The 17,871-nt window shown below is 73.2% G+C and carries 20 protein-coding genes; 13 read left to right on the forward strand and 7 right to left on the reverse strand.

Annotated features, from left to right (window positions below; translation table 11 throughout):
* The first annotated feature begins 175 nt into the window (after positions 1 to 175).
* The gene (locus ACZ63F_RS00300; protein ID WP_469707287.1) at positions 176 to 1,231 is read left to right on the forward strand and encodes a class I SAM-dependent methyltransferase; all 1,056 of its coding nucleotides are present in this window, start codon (positions 176 to 178) and stop codon (positions 1,229 to 1,231) included.
* A gap of 9 nt (positions 1,232 to 1,240) precedes the next feature.
* Here ACZ63F_RS00300 and ACZ63F_RS00305 read toward each other — a convergent pair whose 3' ends face one another.
* Positions 1,241 to 2,233 carry a lysylphosphatidylglycerol synthase transmembrane domain-containing protein gene (locus ACZ63F_RS00305; RefSeq protein WP_469707288.1) on the reverse strand — a complete coding sequence of 331 codons (993 nt, stop codon included), beginning with the start codon at positions 2,231 to 2,233 and terminating at the stop codon, positions 1,241 to 1,243.
* Between the two features lie 200 nt (positions 2,234 to 2,433).
* Between ACZ63F_RS00305 and ACZ63F_RS00310 the strand changes: the two genes are divergently transcribed.
* Positions 2,434 to 3,078 (forward strand): DedA family protein, encoded by a 645-nt coding sequence (locus tag ACZ63F_RS00310; RefSeq protein ID WP_469709258.1) that lies wholly within the window; start codon positions 2,434 to 2,436, stop codon positions 3,076 to 3,078.
* Between the two features lie 66 nt (positions 3,079 to 3,144).
* On the opposite strand, the gene ACZ63F_RS00315 is transcribed toward ACZ63F_RS00310, so the two are convergent.
* The gene (locus ACZ63F_RS00315) at positions 3,145 to 3,672 is read right to left on the reverse strand and encodes a gamma carbonic anhydrase family protein (RefSeq protein WP_469707290.1); all 528 of its coding nucleotides are present in this window, start codon (positions 3,670 to 3,672) and stop codon (positions 3,145 to 3,147) included.
* A gap of 109 nt (positions 3,673 to 3,781) precedes the next feature.
* Between ACZ63F_RS00315 and ACZ63F_RS00320 the strand changes: the two genes are divergently transcribed.
* From ACZ63F_RS00320 to ACZ63F_RS00335, 4 genes are all read left to right on the forward strand, one after another.
* Positions 3,782 to 4,546: an acyltransferase gene (locus ACZ63F_RS00320; protein WP_469707291.1), complete on the forward strand. Its 765-nt coding sequence runs from the start codon at positions 3,782 to 3,784 to the stop codon at positions 4,544 to 4,546.
* A gap of 83 nt (positions 4,547 to 4,629) precedes the next feature.
* A complete protein-coding gene (locus ACZ63F_RS00325) occupies positions 4,630 to 5,478 on the forward strand; it encodes a DUF1206 domain-containing protein (RefSeq protein WP_469707293.1) in 849 nt (282 codons plus the stop codon).
* A gap of 125 nt (positions 5,479 to 5,603) precedes the next feature.
* Complete coding sequence (locus tag ACZ63F_RS00330; protein WP_469707294.1) at positions 5,604 to 6,176, forward strand: helix-turn-helix domain-containing protein; 573 nt, start codon at positions 5,604 to 5,606, stop codon at positions 6,174 to 6,176.
* A 32-nt stretch (positions 6,177 to 6,208) separates the two neighbouring features.
* Positions 6,209 to 6,763 carry a YbaK/EbsC family protein gene (locus ACZ63F_RS00335; RefSeq protein WP_469707295.1) on the forward strand — a complete coding sequence of 185 codons (555 nt, stop codon included), beginning with the start codon at positions 6,209 to 6,211 and terminating at the stop codon, positions 6,761 to 6,763.
* A gap of 117 nt (positions 6,764 to 6,880) precedes the next feature.
* Here ACZ63F_RS00335 and ACZ63F_RS00340 read toward each other — a convergent pair whose 3' ends face one another.
* A complete protein-coding gene (locus ACZ63F_RS00340) occupies positions 6,881 to 8,023 on the reverse strand; it encodes a cation diffusion facilitator family transporter (protein WP_469707296.1) in 1,143 nt (380 codons plus the stop codon).
* A 63-nt stretch (positions 8,024 to 8,086) separates the two neighbouring features.
* On the opposite strand from ACZ63F_RS00340, the gene ACZ63F_RS00345 reads away from it, so the two are divergent.
* The gene (locus tag ACZ63F_RS00345; RefSeq protein WP_457701297.1) at positions 8,087 to 8,452 is read left to right on the forward strand and encodes an ArsR/SmtB family transcription factor; all 366 of its coding nucleotides are present in this window, start codon (positions 8,087 to 8,089) and stop codon (positions 8,450 to 8,452) included.
* A gap of 30 nt (positions 8,453 to 8,482) precedes the next feature.
* Here ACZ63F_RS00345 and ACZ63F_RS00350 read toward each other — a convergent pair whose 3' ends face one another.
* From ACZ63F_RS00350 to ACZ63F_RS00360, 3 genes are all read right to left on the reverse strand, one after another.
* Entirely contained in the window at positions 8,483 to 9,706 is a 1,224-nt protein-coding gene (locus tag ACZ63F_RS00350) for a 4-hydroxybenzoate 3-monooxygenase (protein WP_469707298.1), read from the reverse strand.
* A 74-nt stretch (positions 9,707 to 9,780) separates the two neighbouring features.
* A complete protein-coding gene (locus tag ACZ63F_RS00355) occupies positions 9,781 to 11,418 on the reverse strand; it encodes an APC family permease (RefSeq protein ID WP_469707300.1) in 1,638 nt (545 codons plus the stop codon).
* Positions 11,419 to 11,647: 229 nt separating this feature from the next.
* Entirely contained in the window at positions 11,648 to 12,061 is a 414-nt protein-coding gene (locus ACZ63F_RS00360; RefSeq protein WP_469707301.1) for a CoA-binding protein, read from the reverse strand.
* Between the two features lie 205 nt (positions 12,062 to 12,266).
* On the opposite strand from ACZ63F_RS00360, the gene ACZ63F_RS00365 reads away from it, so the two are divergent.
* The 3 genes from ACZ63F_RS00365 to ACZ63F_RS00375 are packed head-to-tail and all read left to right on the forward strand — an operon-like array spanning position 12,267 to position 14,208.
* Positions 12,267 to 13,004: a hypothetical protein gene (locus tag ACZ63F_RS00365; RefSeq protein WP_469707303.1), complete on the forward strand. Its 738-nt coding sequence runs from the start codon at positions 12,267 to 12,269 to the stop codon at positions 13,002 to 13,004.
* Complete coding sequence (locus ACZ63F_RS00370; protein ID WP_469707305.1) at positions 13,001 to 13,558, forward strand: SixA phosphatase family protein; 558 nt, start codon at positions 13,001 to 13,003, stop codon at positions 13,556 to 13,558. The genes ACZ63F_RS00365 and ACZ63F_RS00370 overlap by 4 nt, the downstream gene beginning before the upstream one ends.
* Before the next feature lie 23 nt (positions 13,559 to 13,581).
* Entirely contained in the window at positions 13,582 to 14,208 is a 627-nt protein-coding gene (locus tag ACZ63F_RS00375) for a YigZ family protein (protein WP_469707307.1), read from the forward strand.
* A 94-nt stretch (positions 14,209 to 14,302) separates the two neighbouring features.
* On the opposite strand, the gene ACZ63F_RS00380 is transcribed toward ACZ63F_RS00375, so the two are convergent.
* Positions 14,303 to 14,536 carry a hypothetical protein gene (locus tag ACZ63F_RS00380; protein WP_469707308.1) on the reverse strand — a complete coding sequence of 78 codons (234 nt, stop codon included), beginning with the start codon at positions 14,534 to 14,536 and terminating at the stop codon, positions 14,303 to 14,305.
* A 423-nt stretch (positions 14,537 to 14,959) separates the two neighbouring features.
* Between ACZ63F_RS00380 and ACZ63F_RS00385 the strand changes: the two genes are divergently transcribed.
* Genes ACZ63F_RS00385 through ACZ63F_RS00395 form a run of 3 tightly spaced genes read left to right on the forward strand, consistent with a single transcriptional unit; the run spans position 14,960 to position 17,753 of the window.
* The gene (locus ACZ63F_RS00385) at positions 14,960 to 16,078 is read left to right on the forward strand and encodes a Gfo/Idh/MocA family protein (RefSeq protein ID WP_469707309.1); all 1,119 of its coding nucleotides are present in this window, start codon (positions 14,960 to 14,962) and stop codon (positions 16,076 to 16,078) included.
* Entirely contained in the window at positions 16,075 to 17,001 is a 927-nt protein-coding gene (locus ACZ63F_RS00390) for a DUF6807 domain-containing protein (RefSeq protein ID WP_469707310.1), read from the forward strand. The genes ACZ63F_RS00385 and ACZ63F_RS00390 overlap by 4 nt, the downstream gene beginning before the upstream one ends.
* Positions 16,995 to 17,753 (forward strand): cupin domain-containing protein, encoded by a 759-nt coding sequence (locus ACZ63F_RS00395; RefSeq protein ID WP_469707312.1) that lies wholly within the window; start codon positions 16,995 to 16,997, stop codon positions 17,751 to 17,753. Before ACZ63F_RS00390 ends, ACZ63F_RS00395 begins: the two co-directional genes overlap by 7 nt.
* Positions 17,754 to 17,871: the final 118 nt, after the last annotated feature.

Raw genomic sequence — 17,871 nt, forward strand, 5'->3', positions numbered from 1 at the left:
TTCGCCCGGCTCACCCCCTAGGGGCGTGGTGAGGCCCTCGCCCCCGGCCTGGACGACCCCGCCCCCCGCCCCGTGACGTCCCGAAGCCACCCCCCCCCCCCCCCCCCGGCCCCCCCCCCCCCCCCCGCGACCCATCTGGAAGCCCTCGCAGCAGACCCGTACGCAAGGAGACCCGATGAGCAAGCAGAGTGACGTCGAGGCGCTGCGCTCCGCCTACCAGCGGGACCTCGCCGAGGGCACCGACCGATTCTTCGAACCCCGGCGCACCACCTGCCCCTGGTGCGCCTCCGACCGGCTGACCACCCGGCTGCGCACCACCGACCTGCTCCAGCACAAGCCCGGCACCTTCGTCCTCGACCGCTGCCAGGAGTGCGGCCACACCTTCCAGAACCCGCGCCTGAACGAGACGGGCCTGGAGTTCTACTACCGGGACTTCTACGACGGCCTCGGCGAGCAGAAGATGAGCGGCACCTTCGGCGGCCGCACCAGGATGTACCAGGGCCGCGCCCGGTCCATGGTCCCGCACGACCCGACCCCCAAGAACTGGCTCGACGTCGGCACCGGCCACGGCCACTTCTGCGAGGCCGCCCGCGAGGTGCTGCCCGGCACCGCCTTCGACGGCCTCGACTTCACCGACGGCGTCGAACTCGCCGCCCGCGAAGGCCGCGTCGAGCACGCCTACCGCGGCGCCTTCCCGGACCTCGCCCCCGAACTGGCCGCCCGCTACGACGTCGTCAGCATGTTCCACTACCTGGAGCACAGCACCGACCCCGACCGGGAACTGCGCGCCGCCCACGAAGCGGTACGCCCCGGCGGCCACCTCCTCGTCGAGGTCCCCGACCCCGAGAGCCGCTACGGCCGCCTGCTGGGCCGCTGGTGGCTGCCCTGGCTCCAGCCGCAGCACCTGCACTTCGTCCCGGTCGCCAACCTCCGCGACCGGCTCACCGGCCTGGGCTTCACGGTCGTCGCCGAGGAGCACGCCGAGGCCCACGACCCCGTCGACCTGCTGGCCGCCGTCTGGCTCGCCCTGGACCACACCGCCCCGCGCGAGGACGCCCCCTGGCTGCCGACCCCGCCCGGCGCTCCGCGGAAGGCGCTCCGCGCGGCCCTGCTCATCGCCGGCATCCCGGCCCTGATCGCCGGCACCCTCCTGGACCGCTTCGCCGTACGGCCGCTCTCCCGCCGCCTCCGCGTCTCCAACGCCTACCGGATCGTGGCCCGCCGCGACTGACGCCTCGCCTCACAGCACCTTCGCGCGGATCATCGCCGACAGCACCAGGGCGCCCGGCAGCAGCGGAATCCAGTCGGTGAGGACGCGGTAGCCGATCACGGTGGCGGTGGCCACCGCCACCGGGGAGCCGAACGCGACCAGCGTGATCACCAGCGCCGCGTCCACCGCGACCCCGCCGGGCACCGGAACGGCACCCCCCGCCGTGCCCGCCGCCAGGTAGGCGAAGATCACGGTGCCCCAGGACAGCCCGAGCCCGAGCGCCTCCCCGGTGCAGGCCAGCACGCACGCCTGCACCAGCGGCATCGCGGTGGCCCCGCCCCACAGGGCCAGCACCCGGGCGGGGCGCGCGTGCACCGTCCTGGCGTCGGTGAACGCGCTCCGCACCAGGCCGGTGACCGGCCGCCGCAGCGGCCGTACGACGGCCGTCGCCACGCCCATCGAAGTGAGCACCGCGGCGACCGGGATCAGCACCACGCCGTCCGGCACCAGCTCGCCCAGCCGCCGCCAGGCCGACGAGGACAGCAGGAACCCGATCAGCACGACCGTCTTCGCACCGGACTTCGCCACCGAGTACAGCGCGATCGACGCGGTGGCCCGCTCCAGGGGGACGCCCCGGGTGCGCAGGAAACGCACGGTGACGGCGTGCGCGCCGAGTCCGGCGGGCAGCGCGTGGTTGGCGGCGCCGGCGGCGAACTGCGAGGCCAGCAGCAGTCCCGGCGGCAGCCGGTCGGGCACCGCGCCCTGCCGCATGCAGGCGGCCACCACCCAGGTCAGGCAGGTGAAACCGCCCGCGGCCAGCAGCCACGCCGGTTCTGCGCGGGCGAGCCGGGTGACGCCCCCGTGGAGCAGGGACTGGTTGGTCAGCCCCCAGACCGCCGCGATGAGCAGCGGGGACAGGCACAGGGCGAGCCGGAGCGGCCGGCCCGCCATCGAGGAGGGCGCCGGCAGCGGACGCACGGGCGCGTCGGGGCAGGGCGGGGACAGCGAGGACAGTGAGGACACGGGGACGTTGTCCTTCCACGGCGGGCCGGCGGTGGGGAGCCGCAGGCGAGCAGACGCCGGGGAGCCTTCCCGTCCCGTGTGACACCCGGATGTCCGAAAGCCGAAGGCAGGGGGGCGGGCCGGTGCCGCGGGCGCGGTGGTATCCGGCCGACCCGGTAGCCTTCGTGAGCAAGGAGCACACGACAGGGGAGGATCCGGCGGTGCACGTCCAGGAATGGCTCGACTCGGTGCCCGCGGTCGCCGTCTACGCCGTGGTGGCGCTGGTGATCGGCGTGGAGAGCCTGGGCATCCCGCTGCCGGGCGAGATCGTCCTGGTGTCCGCCGCGCTGCTCTCCTCCCAGCACTCGGGCATCAACCCGTTCGTCCTCGGCGCCTGCGCCACCGCCGGCGCGGTGATCGGCGACTCCATCGGCTACGCGATCGGCCGCAAGGGCGGCCGCCCGCTGCTGGCCTGGCTGGGCGGGAAATTCCCGAGACACTTCAGCGAGGGCCACGTCGCCACCGCCGAGCGCTCCTTCGAGAAGTGGGGCATGTGGGCGGTCTTCTTCGGCCGCTTCATCGCCCTCCTGCGCATTTTCGCTGGCCCGCTGGCCGGCGTCCTCCACATGCCCTACTGGAAGTTCCTCACCGCCAACCTCCTCGGCGGCATCTGCTGGGCGGGTGGCACGACGGCGGTCGTCTACTACGTCGGCCTCGTCGCCGAGGACTGGCTGAAGCGGTTCTCGTACGCGGGCCTGGCAGCGGCGGTCCTCTTCGGCCTGGCGTCGATGCTGGTCGTACAGCGCCGGGCAAAGAAGGCCCAGATGACGCAGAAGGAAGCGGAACCTGTGAGCGCCGGGGACTGAAGCGCCCCGAAAGGGGCGCGGGGAACTGCGCGACCAGCCCCTACTCCGCCGCACCCGCCCCACGACCTACTCGTGCACCCCGCGATGCGCCACAGCCAACTCCGCGTAGAAGGTCCCGTTGAGGGCCACCCCCTCCCGCTCTTCACGGCTGAGCTCGCGCCGCACCTTCGCCGGCACCCCCGCCACCAGCGACCCCGGCGGCACTACCATCCCCTGCGGCACCAACGCCTGCGCGGCCACCAGCGACCCCGCCCCGATCACGGCACCGTTCAGCACGGTCGCCCCCATCCCGATCAGGCAGTCGTCCTCCACGGTCGCCCCGTGCACCACCGCGTTGTGCCCGATGGACACCCGCTCCCCGACGCTCACCGGAAACCCCGGGTCCGCGTGCAGGGTCACGTTGTCCTGGACGTTCGACCGCGCCCCCACGGTGATCCGCTCCACGTCCCCGCGCACCACCGCCCCGTACCAGACACTCGCCCCGGCCTCCAGCGTCACGTCCCCGATCACCGAGGCGGTCGGCGCCACGAACACGTCGGCCCCGACCTTCGGCTCGCGCCCTCCGATCCCCACGATCAGCGCCCGCTGCGTCATCACCGTCTCCCGTCGTCGTCGATTCCCCGGAAACCTACGCCACCGCCTGGGGTGAAGATCACAGCAGCCCGCCCTCTTCAAGCCGCGGCCCGCTGAGTAGCGTGACTGCGTGCCGAAGTCCAAGAACACGTTCTCGTCCTGGCGCCGCCACCTCGCCCAACGCGCCGTGCACGCGGCCTGGGCCTGGGCGCAGCGCACCGGATCCGTCACCGCCGACCACCCCGGCCGCTTCCGGTTCGGCGCCCTCGGCGAGGCCACCCGGCTCGCCTTCCCGCTCGGCACGGTCTTCGGCGAACCGTGGATCCACCTCGGCTCGCACTGCATCGTCGGCGAACAGGTCACCCTCACCGCGGGCCTGATGCCCGACCTCGACCTCGGTCCGGAGCCGATCCTGCGCATCGGCGACGGCGTGGTCCTCGGCCGTGGCAGTCACGTCATCGCGGACACGACGGTCACCATCGGGAGCGACTGCTACTTCGGCCCGTACGTCTACGTCACCTCCACCAACCACTCCTACGACGACCCGCACGAGCCCATCGGCCGGCAGTGGCCCCGCATGGAGCCCGTGGAGATCGGCCCGGGGTGCTGGATCGGCACGGGCGCGGTGATCCTGCCGGGCGCGCGGATCGGCCGGAACGTGGTGGTGGCCGCCGGTGCGGTGGTCCGGGGCGTGGTGCCCGACCACGCCGTGGTGGCCGGTGCGCCCGCCCGGGTGGTACGCCGCTGGACGCCCGAGACGGGCTGGCAGCCGCCGTTGCGCACGCCCCCGCCGGTGCCGATCCCGGCGGGCACCACGTCGGAGCAGCTGCGCGCGCTGGCGGAGCTGGACGAGGCGGACGTGGCGCGGCTCGCCGAGCTGGAGCCCGAGAGCTGAGCCGGGCCGCTGCCGGCGCGTTCACCCGGGGCTGACGACGTCCGGTGAGGTGTCGGACCGGGGGGCCGGGGCACCGGCGAGGTATGGATGCACAGGCATGGACACTGCGGGCGCGCGGCGGGGCCGCCCGGGGGGCGCACAGTCAGGCGCTGGCCGTGGCGGCACGGGCCGGGTTCGCCGCCCGCGGGCTGATCTACGTACTGGTGGGCGTGATCGCCCTGCGGATCGCGTTCGGGCAGGGCGGGAACGGTGGACAGCAGGCCGATCGCGGCGGTGCGCTGGAGGAACTGGCCGGCCGGCCCTTCGGGGCGGCGCTGCTGGTGGTGCTGGCAGCGGCGCTGGCGGGCATGGCGCTGTGGCGCCTGTCGGAGGCGGTGTTCGGCGGAGCGGGACCCAAGGGTGCCGAGCCGTCCAAGCGCGCGGCCGCGGCGGGCCGGTGCGTCTTCTACGTCTTCGCCTGCTACTCGGTGCTGTCGTACGCGGCCGGGGACCGGGGCAGCGGCAGCGGGTCCTCGGACCGGCAGACGCACGATGTCACCGCCACGGTGCTGGGCTGGCCGGGCGGCCAGTGGATCGTGGGCGTGGCCGGGGCCGGGGTGGTGGCCGCCGGGCTGTGGATAGCCGTGCGGGCCGTCCGGCTGAAGTTCCGCGAGAAGCTGCGGACCGCCGCCATGTCCTCGCGGGCCAGGCGGTTCACCGACGTCTTCGGGGTGACCGGGGGTACGGCGCGCGGGGTCGTCTTCGCGGTCGCCGGGGTGTTCGCGGTCGTCGCGGCCGTCAGGCACCGGCCCGGCGAGGCCAAGGGCATGGACGACACCCTGCGCGCGTTCCGCGATCTGCCCGCCGGTCCGTGGCTGCTCGCCGCGATCGCGCTCGGTCTGGCGGCCTTCGGCGTCTTCTCGTGGTGCAACGCACGCTGGCGCAGGATCTGATGCCCGGAACGGCACCGCTTCGCAGTACAGTTCGGTGCACGGTCAGGTACACCCCGCCGTAGTACATTTGATCGAACCCGGCATCGAAAATAATGGACCGCGATGCCCTCGACGATGGACGGAACGTGTCGGACCTCGACCTGCTGACCCAGTCCCTGGCCCGCAACGTCAAGCACTGGCGCGCGGTGCGCGGCTTCACCCTCGACGTGCTCGCGACCAGGGCCGGGGTCAGCCGCGGCATGCTGATCCAGATCGAGCAGGCCCGCACCAACCCGAGCATCGGCACGGTCGTCAAGATCGGTGACGCCCTCGGCATCAGCATCACCACCCTGCTCGACTACGAACAGGGCCCGAAGGTCCAGATCATCCCCGCCGACAAGGCCGTGCGGCTGTGGCACACCGACGCCGGCAGCTACAACCGGCTCCTCGCCGGCACCGAGGCGCCCGGCCCGCTGGAGATGTGGGACTGGCATCTGATGCCGGGCGAGAGCAGCCCGTCGGAACCCCACCCCACCGGCACGGTGGAGATCGTCCACGTCACCGCCGGCGAACTCACCCTCACCGTCGACGGCACCGAGTACCGCGTGCCGGCGGGCGCCAGCGCCTCCTTCGAGGCCGACACGGCCCACGTGTACGGCAACACCGGGGACGTGCCGATGGAGATGGTCATGACGGTCTCCGTGCCGCCGGTGCCCTGAGCCCGCCGGGGCCGGGCTGTTAGCGTGCGGACATGCGCGCACCCATCGGAGACTTCGACACCGCCGTCCCCGCCCCCGACTGCCTCGACGAACTGACCGCGCCGGTCGCCGACGCCGTACGGCACTGGACCGGCGCGGTGCCCGCCGACCGGATCGTGTACGTCGAGACCGACCCGCAGTGGGCGGACACCGCGGTCTTCGTCGAGCACTACGGGCACGACCTGCTGGGCAAGTCGGCCAACTGCGTGGTGGTGGCGGGCAGGCGCGGCGGTGAGACCACGCTGGCCGCCTGCCTGGTGCTGTCCACCACCAAGGTGGACGTCAACGGCGCGGTGCGCCGCCAACTCGGCGCCCGCAAGGCCTCGTTCGCCTCGACGGACACCGCGACCGGCGCGACCGGCATGGAGTACGGCGGCATCACCCCGATCGGACTCCCGCGCGACTGGCCCCTGCTGGTGGACCCGGCCGTGGTCGACCTGCCCTACGTCCTGGTCGGCAGCGGCCGCCGGCGCGGCAAACTCCTCGTCCCCGGCAAGGCGTTCGCCGAACTGCCGGGCGCGGTGGTGCTGCCGGGACTGGGCGTCTGAGCGGTTCGGCGGCGCCGCAAAGGGGCGCTGGGGCCCCGGCCGCGGTGGGAGGAGGAACCGCGCGACCAGCCGCGACGGCGCCGCAGCCGGACGGCGGCGGCACGTCCGGCGGAGCGCTCAGGACACGGCGTGCGCGTGGTGCGCCAACGCCAGGTGTGGGTCCGCCTGGCCCGGCGCCGGGGCCGGATCCGCGTGCACCAGGGCCGCCGTCAGCCTCGGCACGGCGTGCAGCAGTGCATGCTCCGCCGCTACGGCGACCGCATGCGCCTGCCGTACCGTCGCCTCGCCGTCGACCACGACCGCCACCTCGGCGCGCAGCCGGTGCCCGATCCACCGCAGCCGCAGCTCACTCACCGCCCGCACCCCCGGCACCTCCCGCAGCGCCCGCTCGGCCCGGTCGGTCAACTCCGGGTCCACCGCGTCCATCACGCGCCGGAACACCTCGCGCGCCGCGTCCCGCAGCACCAGCGCGATCGCCGCGGTGATCGCCAACCCCACGAGCGGATCGGCGAGTTGCCGGCCGAGGGCGGCACCGCCGGCCCCGAGCAGCACGGCGAGCGAGGTGAACCCGTCGGTGCGGGCGTGCAGCCCGTCGGCCACCAGGGCGGCCGACCCGATCTCCCGGCCCACCCGGATCCGGTACCGGGCCACCCACTCGTTCCCGGCGAACCCGACGAGCGCGGCCACCGCGACGGCCGTCAGATGCGTGACCGGACGCGGGTCAAGCAGCCGTTCGACGGCCGTCCACGCGGCGAAGAGGGCCGACGCGGTGATCGTCAGCACGATCGCGATCCCCGCGAGGTCCTCGGCCCGCCCGTAGCCGTAGGTGAAGCGGCGGTTCGCCGCGCGGCGTCCGATGACGAAGGCGATGCCCAGCGGTACGGCGGTCAGCGCGTCCGCCGCGTTGTGCACCGTGTCCCCGAGCAGGGCGACGGAGCCGGACAGGACCACCACGACCGCCTGGACGAGCGCCGTCGCGCCGAGCACGGCCAGCGAGACCCAGAGCGCGCGCATGCCGCGGGCCGAGGACTCCAGCGCGGGATCGAGCTTGTCGGCCGTCTCGTGCGAGTGCGGCGTCAGAAGGTGGGCGAGACGGTGTCGGAGGCCGGCGGCGGGGGAGTGGGGCTCGGAGTGAGGGTGGTCGTGGTCGTGGCCGTGGCCGTGCTCAGGGCCGTGCTCGTGGCCGTGGTCATGAGCGTGTGCGTGCTCGCCGTGCCGGTCGGGGGTGTGTGCGTGCTCGTGATGGTGCCGGTCGCTCATGCGGCTCCCCTCTCCGGTGCGCGGGACGTGGACACGGGGCGCCCACGACGCCATTATGTGCGTATGAGCGCACGCTTGCACCTATCACCTGCGCATCATGCGCACTCGCGCACCCCGGGCGAGGAACAGTTCGCGCTCGCCGCCGAACTCCTCGCCCTGCTCGGCGACCGCACCCGGCTCACGCTGCTGCACGCCCTGACCACGGGGGAGGCCGACGTCAGCACGCTCACGGAGGTGTGCGGCGCCGCCCGGCCCGCCGTCAGCCAGCATCTGGCCCGGCTGCGGCTCGCGGGTCTGGTGGGCACGCGCAAGGAGGGGCGGCGGGTGGTGTACTCGCTGCGCCACGGCCATCTGCGGACGCTCGTCGAGGAGGCGCTGAAGGTGGCGGACCACCGGCTGACCGAGACCGCTGCCGAGGCGGACGGCTGAGCTTCGGCCGGAGGCCGTCGGCGGGTGCTCTCAGTAGGCGGCGGCCGCACCGAGGTACTGCTCGGCGAAGGCCGTCGCCGCCGCGCGTGAGGTGAACAGCCTGCGCAGCCGGGCCAGGCTGGTGCCCGCGAGGAACGGGTCGCCGGAGGCCGTGCCGTGGTAGATGCCGGACAGGAACCGCGAGAACTCCTGGTAGTCCCAGACCCGGCGCAGGCAGGCGTGGGAGTAGCCCTCCAGACCGGTGTCGTCGCCCTTGGCGGCGTGCGCGGCGAGCGCGTCGCCCAGCAGGAAGGCGTCGTGCAGGGCGAGGTTCATGCCCTTGGCGGCGATCGGCGCGGTCAGGTGCCCGGCGTCACCGGCCAGGAAGAGGCGGCCGAACACCATCGGTTCGACCACGTAGTCGTGCATGTCCAGCACGCGCTTCTCGATCAGCCGCCCCTCGGTGAGCGGCGGCGCCCCGGCGGCGCCGAGCCGCTCGCGCAGCTCGTCCCAGACCCGGTCGTGCGACCAGTTCTCGGGGTCGTCGCCCGGCGGGCACTGCAGGTAGTAGCGGGTGACCTCGGGGCTGCGCGCCATGTGCCCGGCGAAACCGTTCGGATGGACGCCGAACACCACGCAGTCCGAGGACGGCGGCGCCTCGGCGAGCAGCGCCAGCCACGCAACGCCGTGGTCCTGCCGGGCGATGTGCACCCGTCCCTGGGGTATCGCGTCCCGGGTCACCCCGCGCGCCCCGTCGCAGCCCGCCACGAACGCGCAGCGCAGCACGTGCCGTTCGCCGGTCGCGGGGTCCAGGTACGACACGGCGGGCCGGTCCGTCTCCAGGTCGTGCAGCGCGACGTCGCGCACCCCGAACCTGATGTCCCCGCCGCGCACGTCGGCGTACTCCCGCACCAGGTCCGTCACCAGCAACGGCTGCGGATAGACGTAGTGATGCTGGTCCGTCAGTTCGGTGTAGTCGAACCGGAACCGGTCGCCGCCGAAGCGGAACTCGCACGCGCGGTGCACCTGCGCGCGGGCCGCCAGGCCGTCGCCCAGGCCGCGCTGCCGGAGCCCGCGCACCGCCCACTCCTCGATGACCCCGGCCCGCGGCCGGGTCTCGATGAACTGTCTGCTCTCGGTCTCCAGGACCACGCAGTCGACGTCGGCGGCCCGCAGGATGTTCCCGACGGTCAGCCCGGCGGGCCCGGCGCCCACGACGACGACCGTACGGCGTTCTTCGGACGAGGAGTTGGTGTGGGGGGAGGGGTGCGTCACCCCCGCATTATGACGGTGTCCCGTCAGCCACGGCAGTGCCACCGTGGCTGACGGGACGCGGGTGAGGAGGAGGGTCAGTGCGCCGGCGCGTCCGTGACCACGACCTCGTCGATGCTGCGCTCGATGTCCTCGGCCGTGGACGAGGTCGCCCTGGCCCAGTAGTAGATGACCACCGAGAAGGCCGCGATGACGACGATGTCCCACCACAGCGGGAGGTTTCCCCGACCGCCGAAGCCGCCCTGCCAGGAGATCAGGCCCATGCCCACCAGGTAGACGGGCAGCCACTGCGCGGCCTTGAAGTCCAGCCGGGGCGCGTCCGGCAGGTTCTTGCTGTGGGCGTACCAGGCGTAGCCGCCGAGCAGCAGGTAGCCGAGGACGATCGCCAGGCCGAGCCGCCACAGGGTGCCCCAGCCGGCCCAGTAGATGATCAGGTTGGCCACCACGAACGCCACCGGCGAGACCAGCTTGCCGGCGGGCAGCCGGTAGGGACGCTCCAGGCCCGGCAGCTTGTCGGCGAAGACGCCGTACGCCAGCGGGGCGCCCGCGTACATCAGCACGCTCGCGGAGGTGATGAAGCCGACCAGCTCGTGCCAGCTCGGGAACGGCAGGAAGCAGATCACGCCGGTCACGAAGGACATGATGAGCCCGAACCACGGCACACCGCGCGAGTCGGTCCGCGTGAACACCTTCGGCGCGTAGCCGTTCTTCGCCAGGCCGTAGGAGACACGGGAGGTGGCCGTGGTGTAGATCAGGCCGGTGCCGCCGGGGGAGATGATCGCGTCCACGTAGAGCACCCAGGCCAGCCAGCCGAGGCCCACCATGGTGGCGACGCCGGCCCACGGACCGCTGTCGCCCGGGTAGTGCAGGCTGCCCCATCCGTGCGCGAAGGAGCTGTGCGACAGCGCGCCGATGAACACGACCTGGAGCAGGACGTAGATGACGGCACCGATCGCGACCGAGCCGAGCGTGGCGCGCGGCAGGTCCTTCTTCGGGTTGCGGCTCTCGCCCGCCAGCTGGATCGCCTGCTCGAAGCCGAGCAGCGCGAAGATGATGCCGCTGGTGCTGATCGCGGCGAGCACGCCCTTGGCACCGAAGGGGGCGAAGCCCTCCGAGTGGAAGTTGGCGGGGTGGAAGTTGGTGGCAGCGACGATGAAGATCGCGGCCAGTGGCACGGCGATCTTCCACCAGGTCGCGGCGCTGTTGGTGTGTGCCAGCGCCCGGACGCCGAAGAAGTTGACGCCGACGAAGACCGCCATGAGGACGATCGCCACCAGCAGACCGCTGGCCGTCAGGGTCTTGTCGGCGTGCTGGAAGCCCTGGGCCCACTTCCAGTGACCGGCGTAGCCGATCATGGCCTCGACCTCGATCGGCGCCACGGTCGCCGCCTGGAGCCAGGAGAACCAGCCGAAGGACATGCCGGCCAGGCCGCCGAACGCGTAGTGCGGGTAACGGGCCGTACCGCCCGCCACCGGGAACATGCCGCCGAGCTCGGCGTGCACCAGTGCCAGCAGCACGATCGCGACCGCGCCGATCACCCACGAGATGATCGCCGAGGGACCGGCCTGCATCACCGCGTCGTGCGCGCCGTACAGCCATCCGGAGCCGATGATCGAGCCCACAGAGGCCCACATCAGGCCGATCAGCCCGACGTCCCGCCTCAGACCGCCCGAAGGTGTGATGTCCTCCGTTGCGGCTTTCTCGACACTCACCATGTCAAGTGGCCTCTCAGTTTCTGAACGCAGATTTAACGAGCAAGAGGGCACAACGTAAGGGCGCACACCGCAGGCCGAGAAGAGTGTTGCCAAAGATTTGACCCTCGATCTTTCCTGTCTTGGCCAAAGCTTTTGCACAGGTCAGTGAGGGTCACAGAATGTCCGTATTCAGTTGTGTTAAGTGAGAAGAGGGTAAGACAGGCAACCTCAGATCTTCCTCAAATCCGGCTCAGTTCCGGTCCAGGAGAGGAATTTCGATAGCCGGGCAGCGGTCCATGACCATCTCCAGACCCGCGGCCCGCACCCGCTCGTAGGCCGCCTCGTCGACCACCCCGAGCTGGAACCACACCGCCTTCGCGCCCTTCGCCACCGCCTCGTCCGCGACCGCGCCGGCCAGCTCGCTGTTGACGAAGACGTCGACGACGTCGACCTCGAAGGGGATCTCCGAGAGGGACGCGTAGCCCTGCTCGCCGTGCACCGTCTCCGCCTTGGGGTGGACCGGCACGATCCGCTTGCCGAACCGCTGCAGCACCTGCGCCACCCCGTACGCCGCCCTGCCCCGGTTGGACGACAGGCCGACCACCGCCCAGGTGTCACCCGTCCCGGTCAGAATCCTGCGGATCGTCGCTTCGTCGCCGTACACCGGCGGCCTCCTCGGCTCGGGGAACGTTCGCCGTGGGCAACAGCGGCCGCCGGACCCTGATTCCCCGACCCGGACCGGGCCCGCGCGGTACCGTCGGGACAGCCCGCGCGGCAGGGGGTGTCGCATGTCCCGCATGTCCCGCCACGGTGACCTGAATCATCGCAAGGTGCCTGCGTGCGGCCCGCCGCCCGCCTACGCTCAGCCCGTGCTGCGCATCCTCGACGCCAAGTCCGGTGAGACCGTCCCCGCCGTCTCCGCCCGCCGTGCCCTGACCCGGGTACAGGTCCACGCCTCCGGGTACGACCTGACGGCGTTGCGGGTCCTGCTCACCACCGACCTCCTGCTGCGCGCACTGGAACTCGGCGGCACCCCGGTCCTGCCCCTGCTCACCGCCGACCACCACCAGGCCGAGCTGCACGCAGCCGCCACCACCCTCGGCATCCGCCCCTTCGAGGACGGCCGCGACCTCGCGGCGGGACTGGGCGAGGCCCAGGTCGTCCACGTGACGGCCGCGGGCGGCACCGGGCCCGGTACCGGGACCGGCGTGACCGTCGCCGTCGCCCCCGCCGACGGCCCCGACGCGGGCGTCCTCGGCACGCTCGACGACCCCGCCGCACTGCGGCTCGCCCTCCTCGACGCCCCCCGCGGCACGGCCGTCCACCTCGGCGCCGGCGCCCTCGACGCGGCCGGGCGGCGGCTCGGCAGGCTGCGCCGGTCGGTGGCGCACTGGGCGCGCAGCCCCTCGCGACCGGTGCCCGAGAAGGTCCGGGGACGCCTCCGGGACGCCTGGGAGGACGACCTCGACGTGCCCGCGGTGCTCGGCGTGCTGCGCTGGATGGAGGACCAGCCCGAGATCCCGGACGGCGCCCGCTTCGAGACCTGCGCCTACGCCGACCGGCTGCTCGCCCTCGACCTCACCCGCGACCTCGGGCGGGCGGCGTGATCACCCGGGCGGGCGCGGGCCCGCTGCGCCGCCTGGTCGTGCTGCGACACGCCAAGTCCGCCTGGCCCGAGGGCGTCCCGGACCGCCTGCGCCCGCTCGCGGACCGCGGCCGCCGCGACGCCCCCGCCGCCGGCCGTGCCCTCGCCGCGTCCGACTGCCTGCCCGACCTCGCGGTGTGCTCCACCGCGGTGCGCGCCCGGCAGACCTGGGAGCTGGCCTCCGCCCAGTGGGGGACACCGCCGCCGGTCCGCCACGACGCGCGGGTGTACGCGGCCGACGTACCCGACCTGCTCGCGGTCGTCCACGAGGTGCCCGCCGAGGTGGAGACGCTGCTGCTGGTCGGCCACAACCCCGGCCTGGAGGAACTCGTCCTCGACCTCGCGGGCGACGGCCTCGACGACACCCTGGAGCAGGTCCGCAGGAAGTTCCCGACCTCCGCCATCGCCGTCCTGGCCTGGCACGGCGCGACCTGGGCGGCCCTCGCCCCGGGGACGGCCCTGCTGACAGAGGTGACGGTGGCCCGGGGCCGCAAGAAGGGGGGAAAGGAGAGCTGAAGGTGTCCGCATAGGGTGGGCGGATGCAGGACGAGTACCGCACAGTGGCCCGCGCGGGCACGCACGAGACCGAGGTCAACCGCTCCCGCTTCCTGTGCGCCCTCGCCCCGGCGGCCACCGAGCAGGAGGCCCAGGACTTCGTCGCGGCGGTCCGCAGGGAGCACGCCGACGCCACCCACAACTGCTGGGCCTACGTCATCGGCGCCGACGCCGCCACCCAGCGCGCGAGCGACGACGGCGAACCGGGCGGCACCGCGGGCGTCCCCATGCTCCAGATGCTGCTGCGCCGGGACATGCGGTACGTCGTCGCGGTCGTCACCCGCTACTACGGCGGCGTCAAGCTGGGCGCCGGTGGCCTCATCCGCGCCTACGGCGGCGCGGTCGGCGAGGCCCTCGACGCCGTCGGCACCCGCACCCGGCGCCGCTTCCGGCTGGCCACGGTGACCGTCGACCACCAGCGGGCCGGCAAGGTCCAGAACGATCTGCGCGCCACCGGCCGCGAGGTCCGCGACGTCCGCTACGGCGAGGCCGTCGCCATCGAGATCGGTCTGCCGGACGCCGACGTGGACGCCTTCCGTGCCTGGCTCGCCGACGCGACGGCGGGCACCGCCACCCTCGACCTGGGCGGGGAGGCCTACGGGGACGCCTGACGGCCGGGGACACCTGTTCGGAGACCTGACCGGCGGCTCGGCGCCCCGCCCGCACGCACTCGCGGGTGCGCGCAGGGCCCGGTCGGGTTTCCGGTCAGTCCGCGACCACGGAGGTGTTCAGGCCCTTGTCGTAGTGGTTGCGGGCGATGCGGATGCCCGAACTGCCGTGGAAGACGAACAGCGGTGAGGTGTACGGCGGCCGGTCCGGGCCGTCCAGGCGCCGGACCGTGTTGCCGGTGAAGGCGAAGCCGCCGACGCTCCTGGCGTCGACGACGGTGACGTCACCGACGTCGAACACGTTCTGCTCGACCTTGATGTTGTGGTGCACCGGGTGCGCCGAGTGAGGGTGTTCCCGCGGATGGTGAGGTCGGTGACGGGGCCCGACTCGTACCACTGGTAGGCGTCGGCGGAGACGTGGATGCCGGCCATGGACATCCCGTCGAACCGGCTGCCGGTTGATGAGGACGGGCTTGCGGGTGGTGACCAGGACGCCGCGGGTCGGGACGTTCCGGAACACGTTGTGGGAGATGACTACCGAAGGGGTGGCCGTGATGTTCTCGACGACCGTGCCGTTGATCTCGGTCCCGTCGGTGTCCGCCCCTGCTGCCTTGCCGCCGCCCGGCCGCCCCGCCCGCTTCTCCCGGTCGTCGCTGCGCGGGGGGTTGTCCTGACATTCCTCCGGATCTAGGGTCCCTCCGAGAGCAAGCGCTTTCTCCTCGTCTTGGTTCCCGGCACTCCCATGGAGGACCGCATGCCCCCACACCCGGCCCGCCGCCGTGTCGCCGTGATCGGCACCGGATCGATCGTCAGCGGCAGCCATCTGCCCGCCCTCACCGCCCATGCCGACCGTGCCGCACTGGTCGCCGCGGTCGACGTCGACCAGGCCCGCCTCGACGCCTTCCGGGAACTCGCCGGCGGCGACGTCGCCGGCTACACCTCCGTCGACGACATGCTCGACGCCGTACGCCCTGACCTCGTCCTCGTCGGCACACCCCCCTCCCTGCACCGCGAGCAGACGGTGGCCGCCCTGAAGGCGGGCGCCTGGGTGCTCTGCGAGAAGCCGCTGTGCCTGTCCCTCGCCGAGTACGACGAGATCGCCGCCGCCGAGGAGGCCTCCGGCGGCTACGCCTCCGTCGTCTTCCAGCACCGCTACGGCTCCGGCGCCGTCCACGCCCGGCAGCTGATCACCGGCGGCGGGCTGGGCGCCCCGCTGGTCGCGCACTGCCAGACCACCTGGCACCGGGACGCCGCCTACTACGCCGTGCCGTGGCGCGGCACCTGGGCGAGCGAGGGCGGCGGCCCGACCATGGGGCACGGCATCCACCAGTACGACCTGCTGCTGCACCTGCTCGGCCCGTGGACGGAGATCCGGGCCATGGCGGGCCGCCTGGTCCACGACACCGAGAGCGAGGACGTGTCCACCGCCCTCGTCCGCTTCGCGAACGGCGCACTCGCCACCGTCGTCAACAGCGTGCTCTCCCCGCAGGAGGTGAGCCGCATCCGCGTCGACTGCGCGGACGCCACCGTCGAGCTCACCCACCTGTACGGGCACCGCAACGAGGACTGGGTCTACACCCCGGCCCCGCACGTCCCCGCCGCACGCGCCGTCGCCTGGCGCACCCCGGAGGCGGACGTGCCCAGCTCGCACACCGCCCAGCTCGGCGCCCTCCTCGACGCCTGTGACGCCGGCGAACGGCCGCCGGGCAGCGGCCCCGACGCCCGCACCACCCTCGAATTCGCCGCAGCGCTCTACAAGTCGGCGTTCACCGGCCGCCCCGTGCACGCGGGCGAGATCGGCCCCGGCGACCCCTACTACGCAGCCATGCACGGCGACCACCCCCACTGGGCCCCCACCGAGGAGCGCGCATGAGCATCCGCGTCAGCCACGTCCACGGCGAGCACATCGCGGTCGAGGCACCGGACGGCACCGAGATCCTGCGGTACGTCTACCGCCCCGACCCGGAGGCGTACGAGGCGCGCAAGCCGTACGCCCACCCGGTGCGCACGCTCGCGGGCCGCACCGTCACCGGCTACCGGCCGAGCGACCACCGCTGGCACAAGGGCCTGCAGATGACGGCCAGCCACCTGTCCGGGCAGAACTTCTGGGGCGGCAACACCTACGTCCACGGGCAGGGTTACCTGGTGCTGCCGGACCGGGTCGGCTCGATGCGGCACGACGGATTCACCGGGTTCGTGGTCGCGGACGACCGGCTCTCCTTCACCGAGGAACTCACCTGGGTGGAGAACGGTGGCGCGGAGTGGGCGCGGGAGGTGCGCGGGCTCACCGTCCACTCCGTCGACGAGGAGGCCGGCGCCTGGGCGCTCGACTGGGCCATCCGCCTCACCAACGTCCGCGACGTGCCGCTGACCTTCGGTTCCCCCACCACCGAAGGCCGCGAGATGGCCGGATACACCGGGCTCCAGTGGCGTGGCCCCCGTGACTTCACCGGCGGCACCGCGTTCGGCCCCGACTCCGTCACCGGCGCCGAGAAACTGATGGGCACCCAGGGCCCCTGGCTCGCTTACACCACCGAGCACGACGAGGTGGACGGCCACTCCACGATCGTCTTCGCCCACGCGCCCGAGAACCTCGACGCACGGACGGCGATCCACGAGTCGCACTGGTTCGTGCGCGCGGAACCGATCCCCACGGCCGCGTTCTCCTGGGCGTTCTTCGAGGAGTTCGACCTGCCGCCGGGGGAGTCCTTCGCCTACCGGTACCGGATCGTCTTCGCCGACGGCGCCTGGGACGCCGACCGCGTCGCCGCCCACCTGGCGGGCCTGCCGTGGTGAGCGCACCGGAGCCGGCGCTCCCGCATCCGCTGCCCGGCGCCATCGGCCTGTCCCACCTCAGCGCCTACGAATGGGCGGCCGCCGACGGGGTCTGCGGCGGCAGCCCGCACCTCCACCTGGTGTGCACCGAGGCGTACGTCGTCACCGGCGGCCGGGGCGCCGTGCAGACGCTCAGCCCGGACGGCTACCGGGACATCCCGCTGGAGCCCGGGTCCGTCGCCTGGTTCACCCCGGGCACCGTGCACCGCATGGTGCAGGGCGGCGGCCTGCGGATCACCGTGCTGATGCAGAACGGCGGACTGCCGGAGGCCGGGGACGCCGTCTTCACCTTCCCTCCCGAGGTGCTCGCCGATCCCGAACGGTACGCCGCCGCGGCGACGCTGCCACCGGGCACCGGAGCCGAGGCGGAGCGGGCCGCCCGCAGACGCCGGGATCTCGCCGTCGAGGGCTACCTCGCCCTGCGGGAGGCGCTGGCCGCCGGGGACGGCGGCCCGTACGCCGAGTTCCAGCGGGCCGCCGCCCGGCTGGTTCGCGCGAAGGTGCCGCGCTGGCGCGAGCTGTGGCGGGCCGGTGCGCTCGCCGCCGCCGAGCGCACGGACGCCCAGCTGGACGCGTTGCAGGCGGGCGAGGCGTCGTACCTCGGCGAGGCCACCGCGTACCAGGCCGCGCCCACCCGGCTCGGGGGGTTCGGGATGTGCGGCCGCCGCGACGAGTACGACCTGCCGCCGTCAGGAGGGCCGGGGAGAGGATGAGGTGACCTCGGCACGACCGCCGATGGCGTCCGGAGCCGGAGAACGTGAGATCCGTGGTGGATCAGGGGGTGATATGCGTTAGCGTGGCAGGCGTTGCCGGGGAGTCCCCGTGCTGGTT

The organism is Streptomyces sp. NPDC104761, assembly GCF_055583445.1.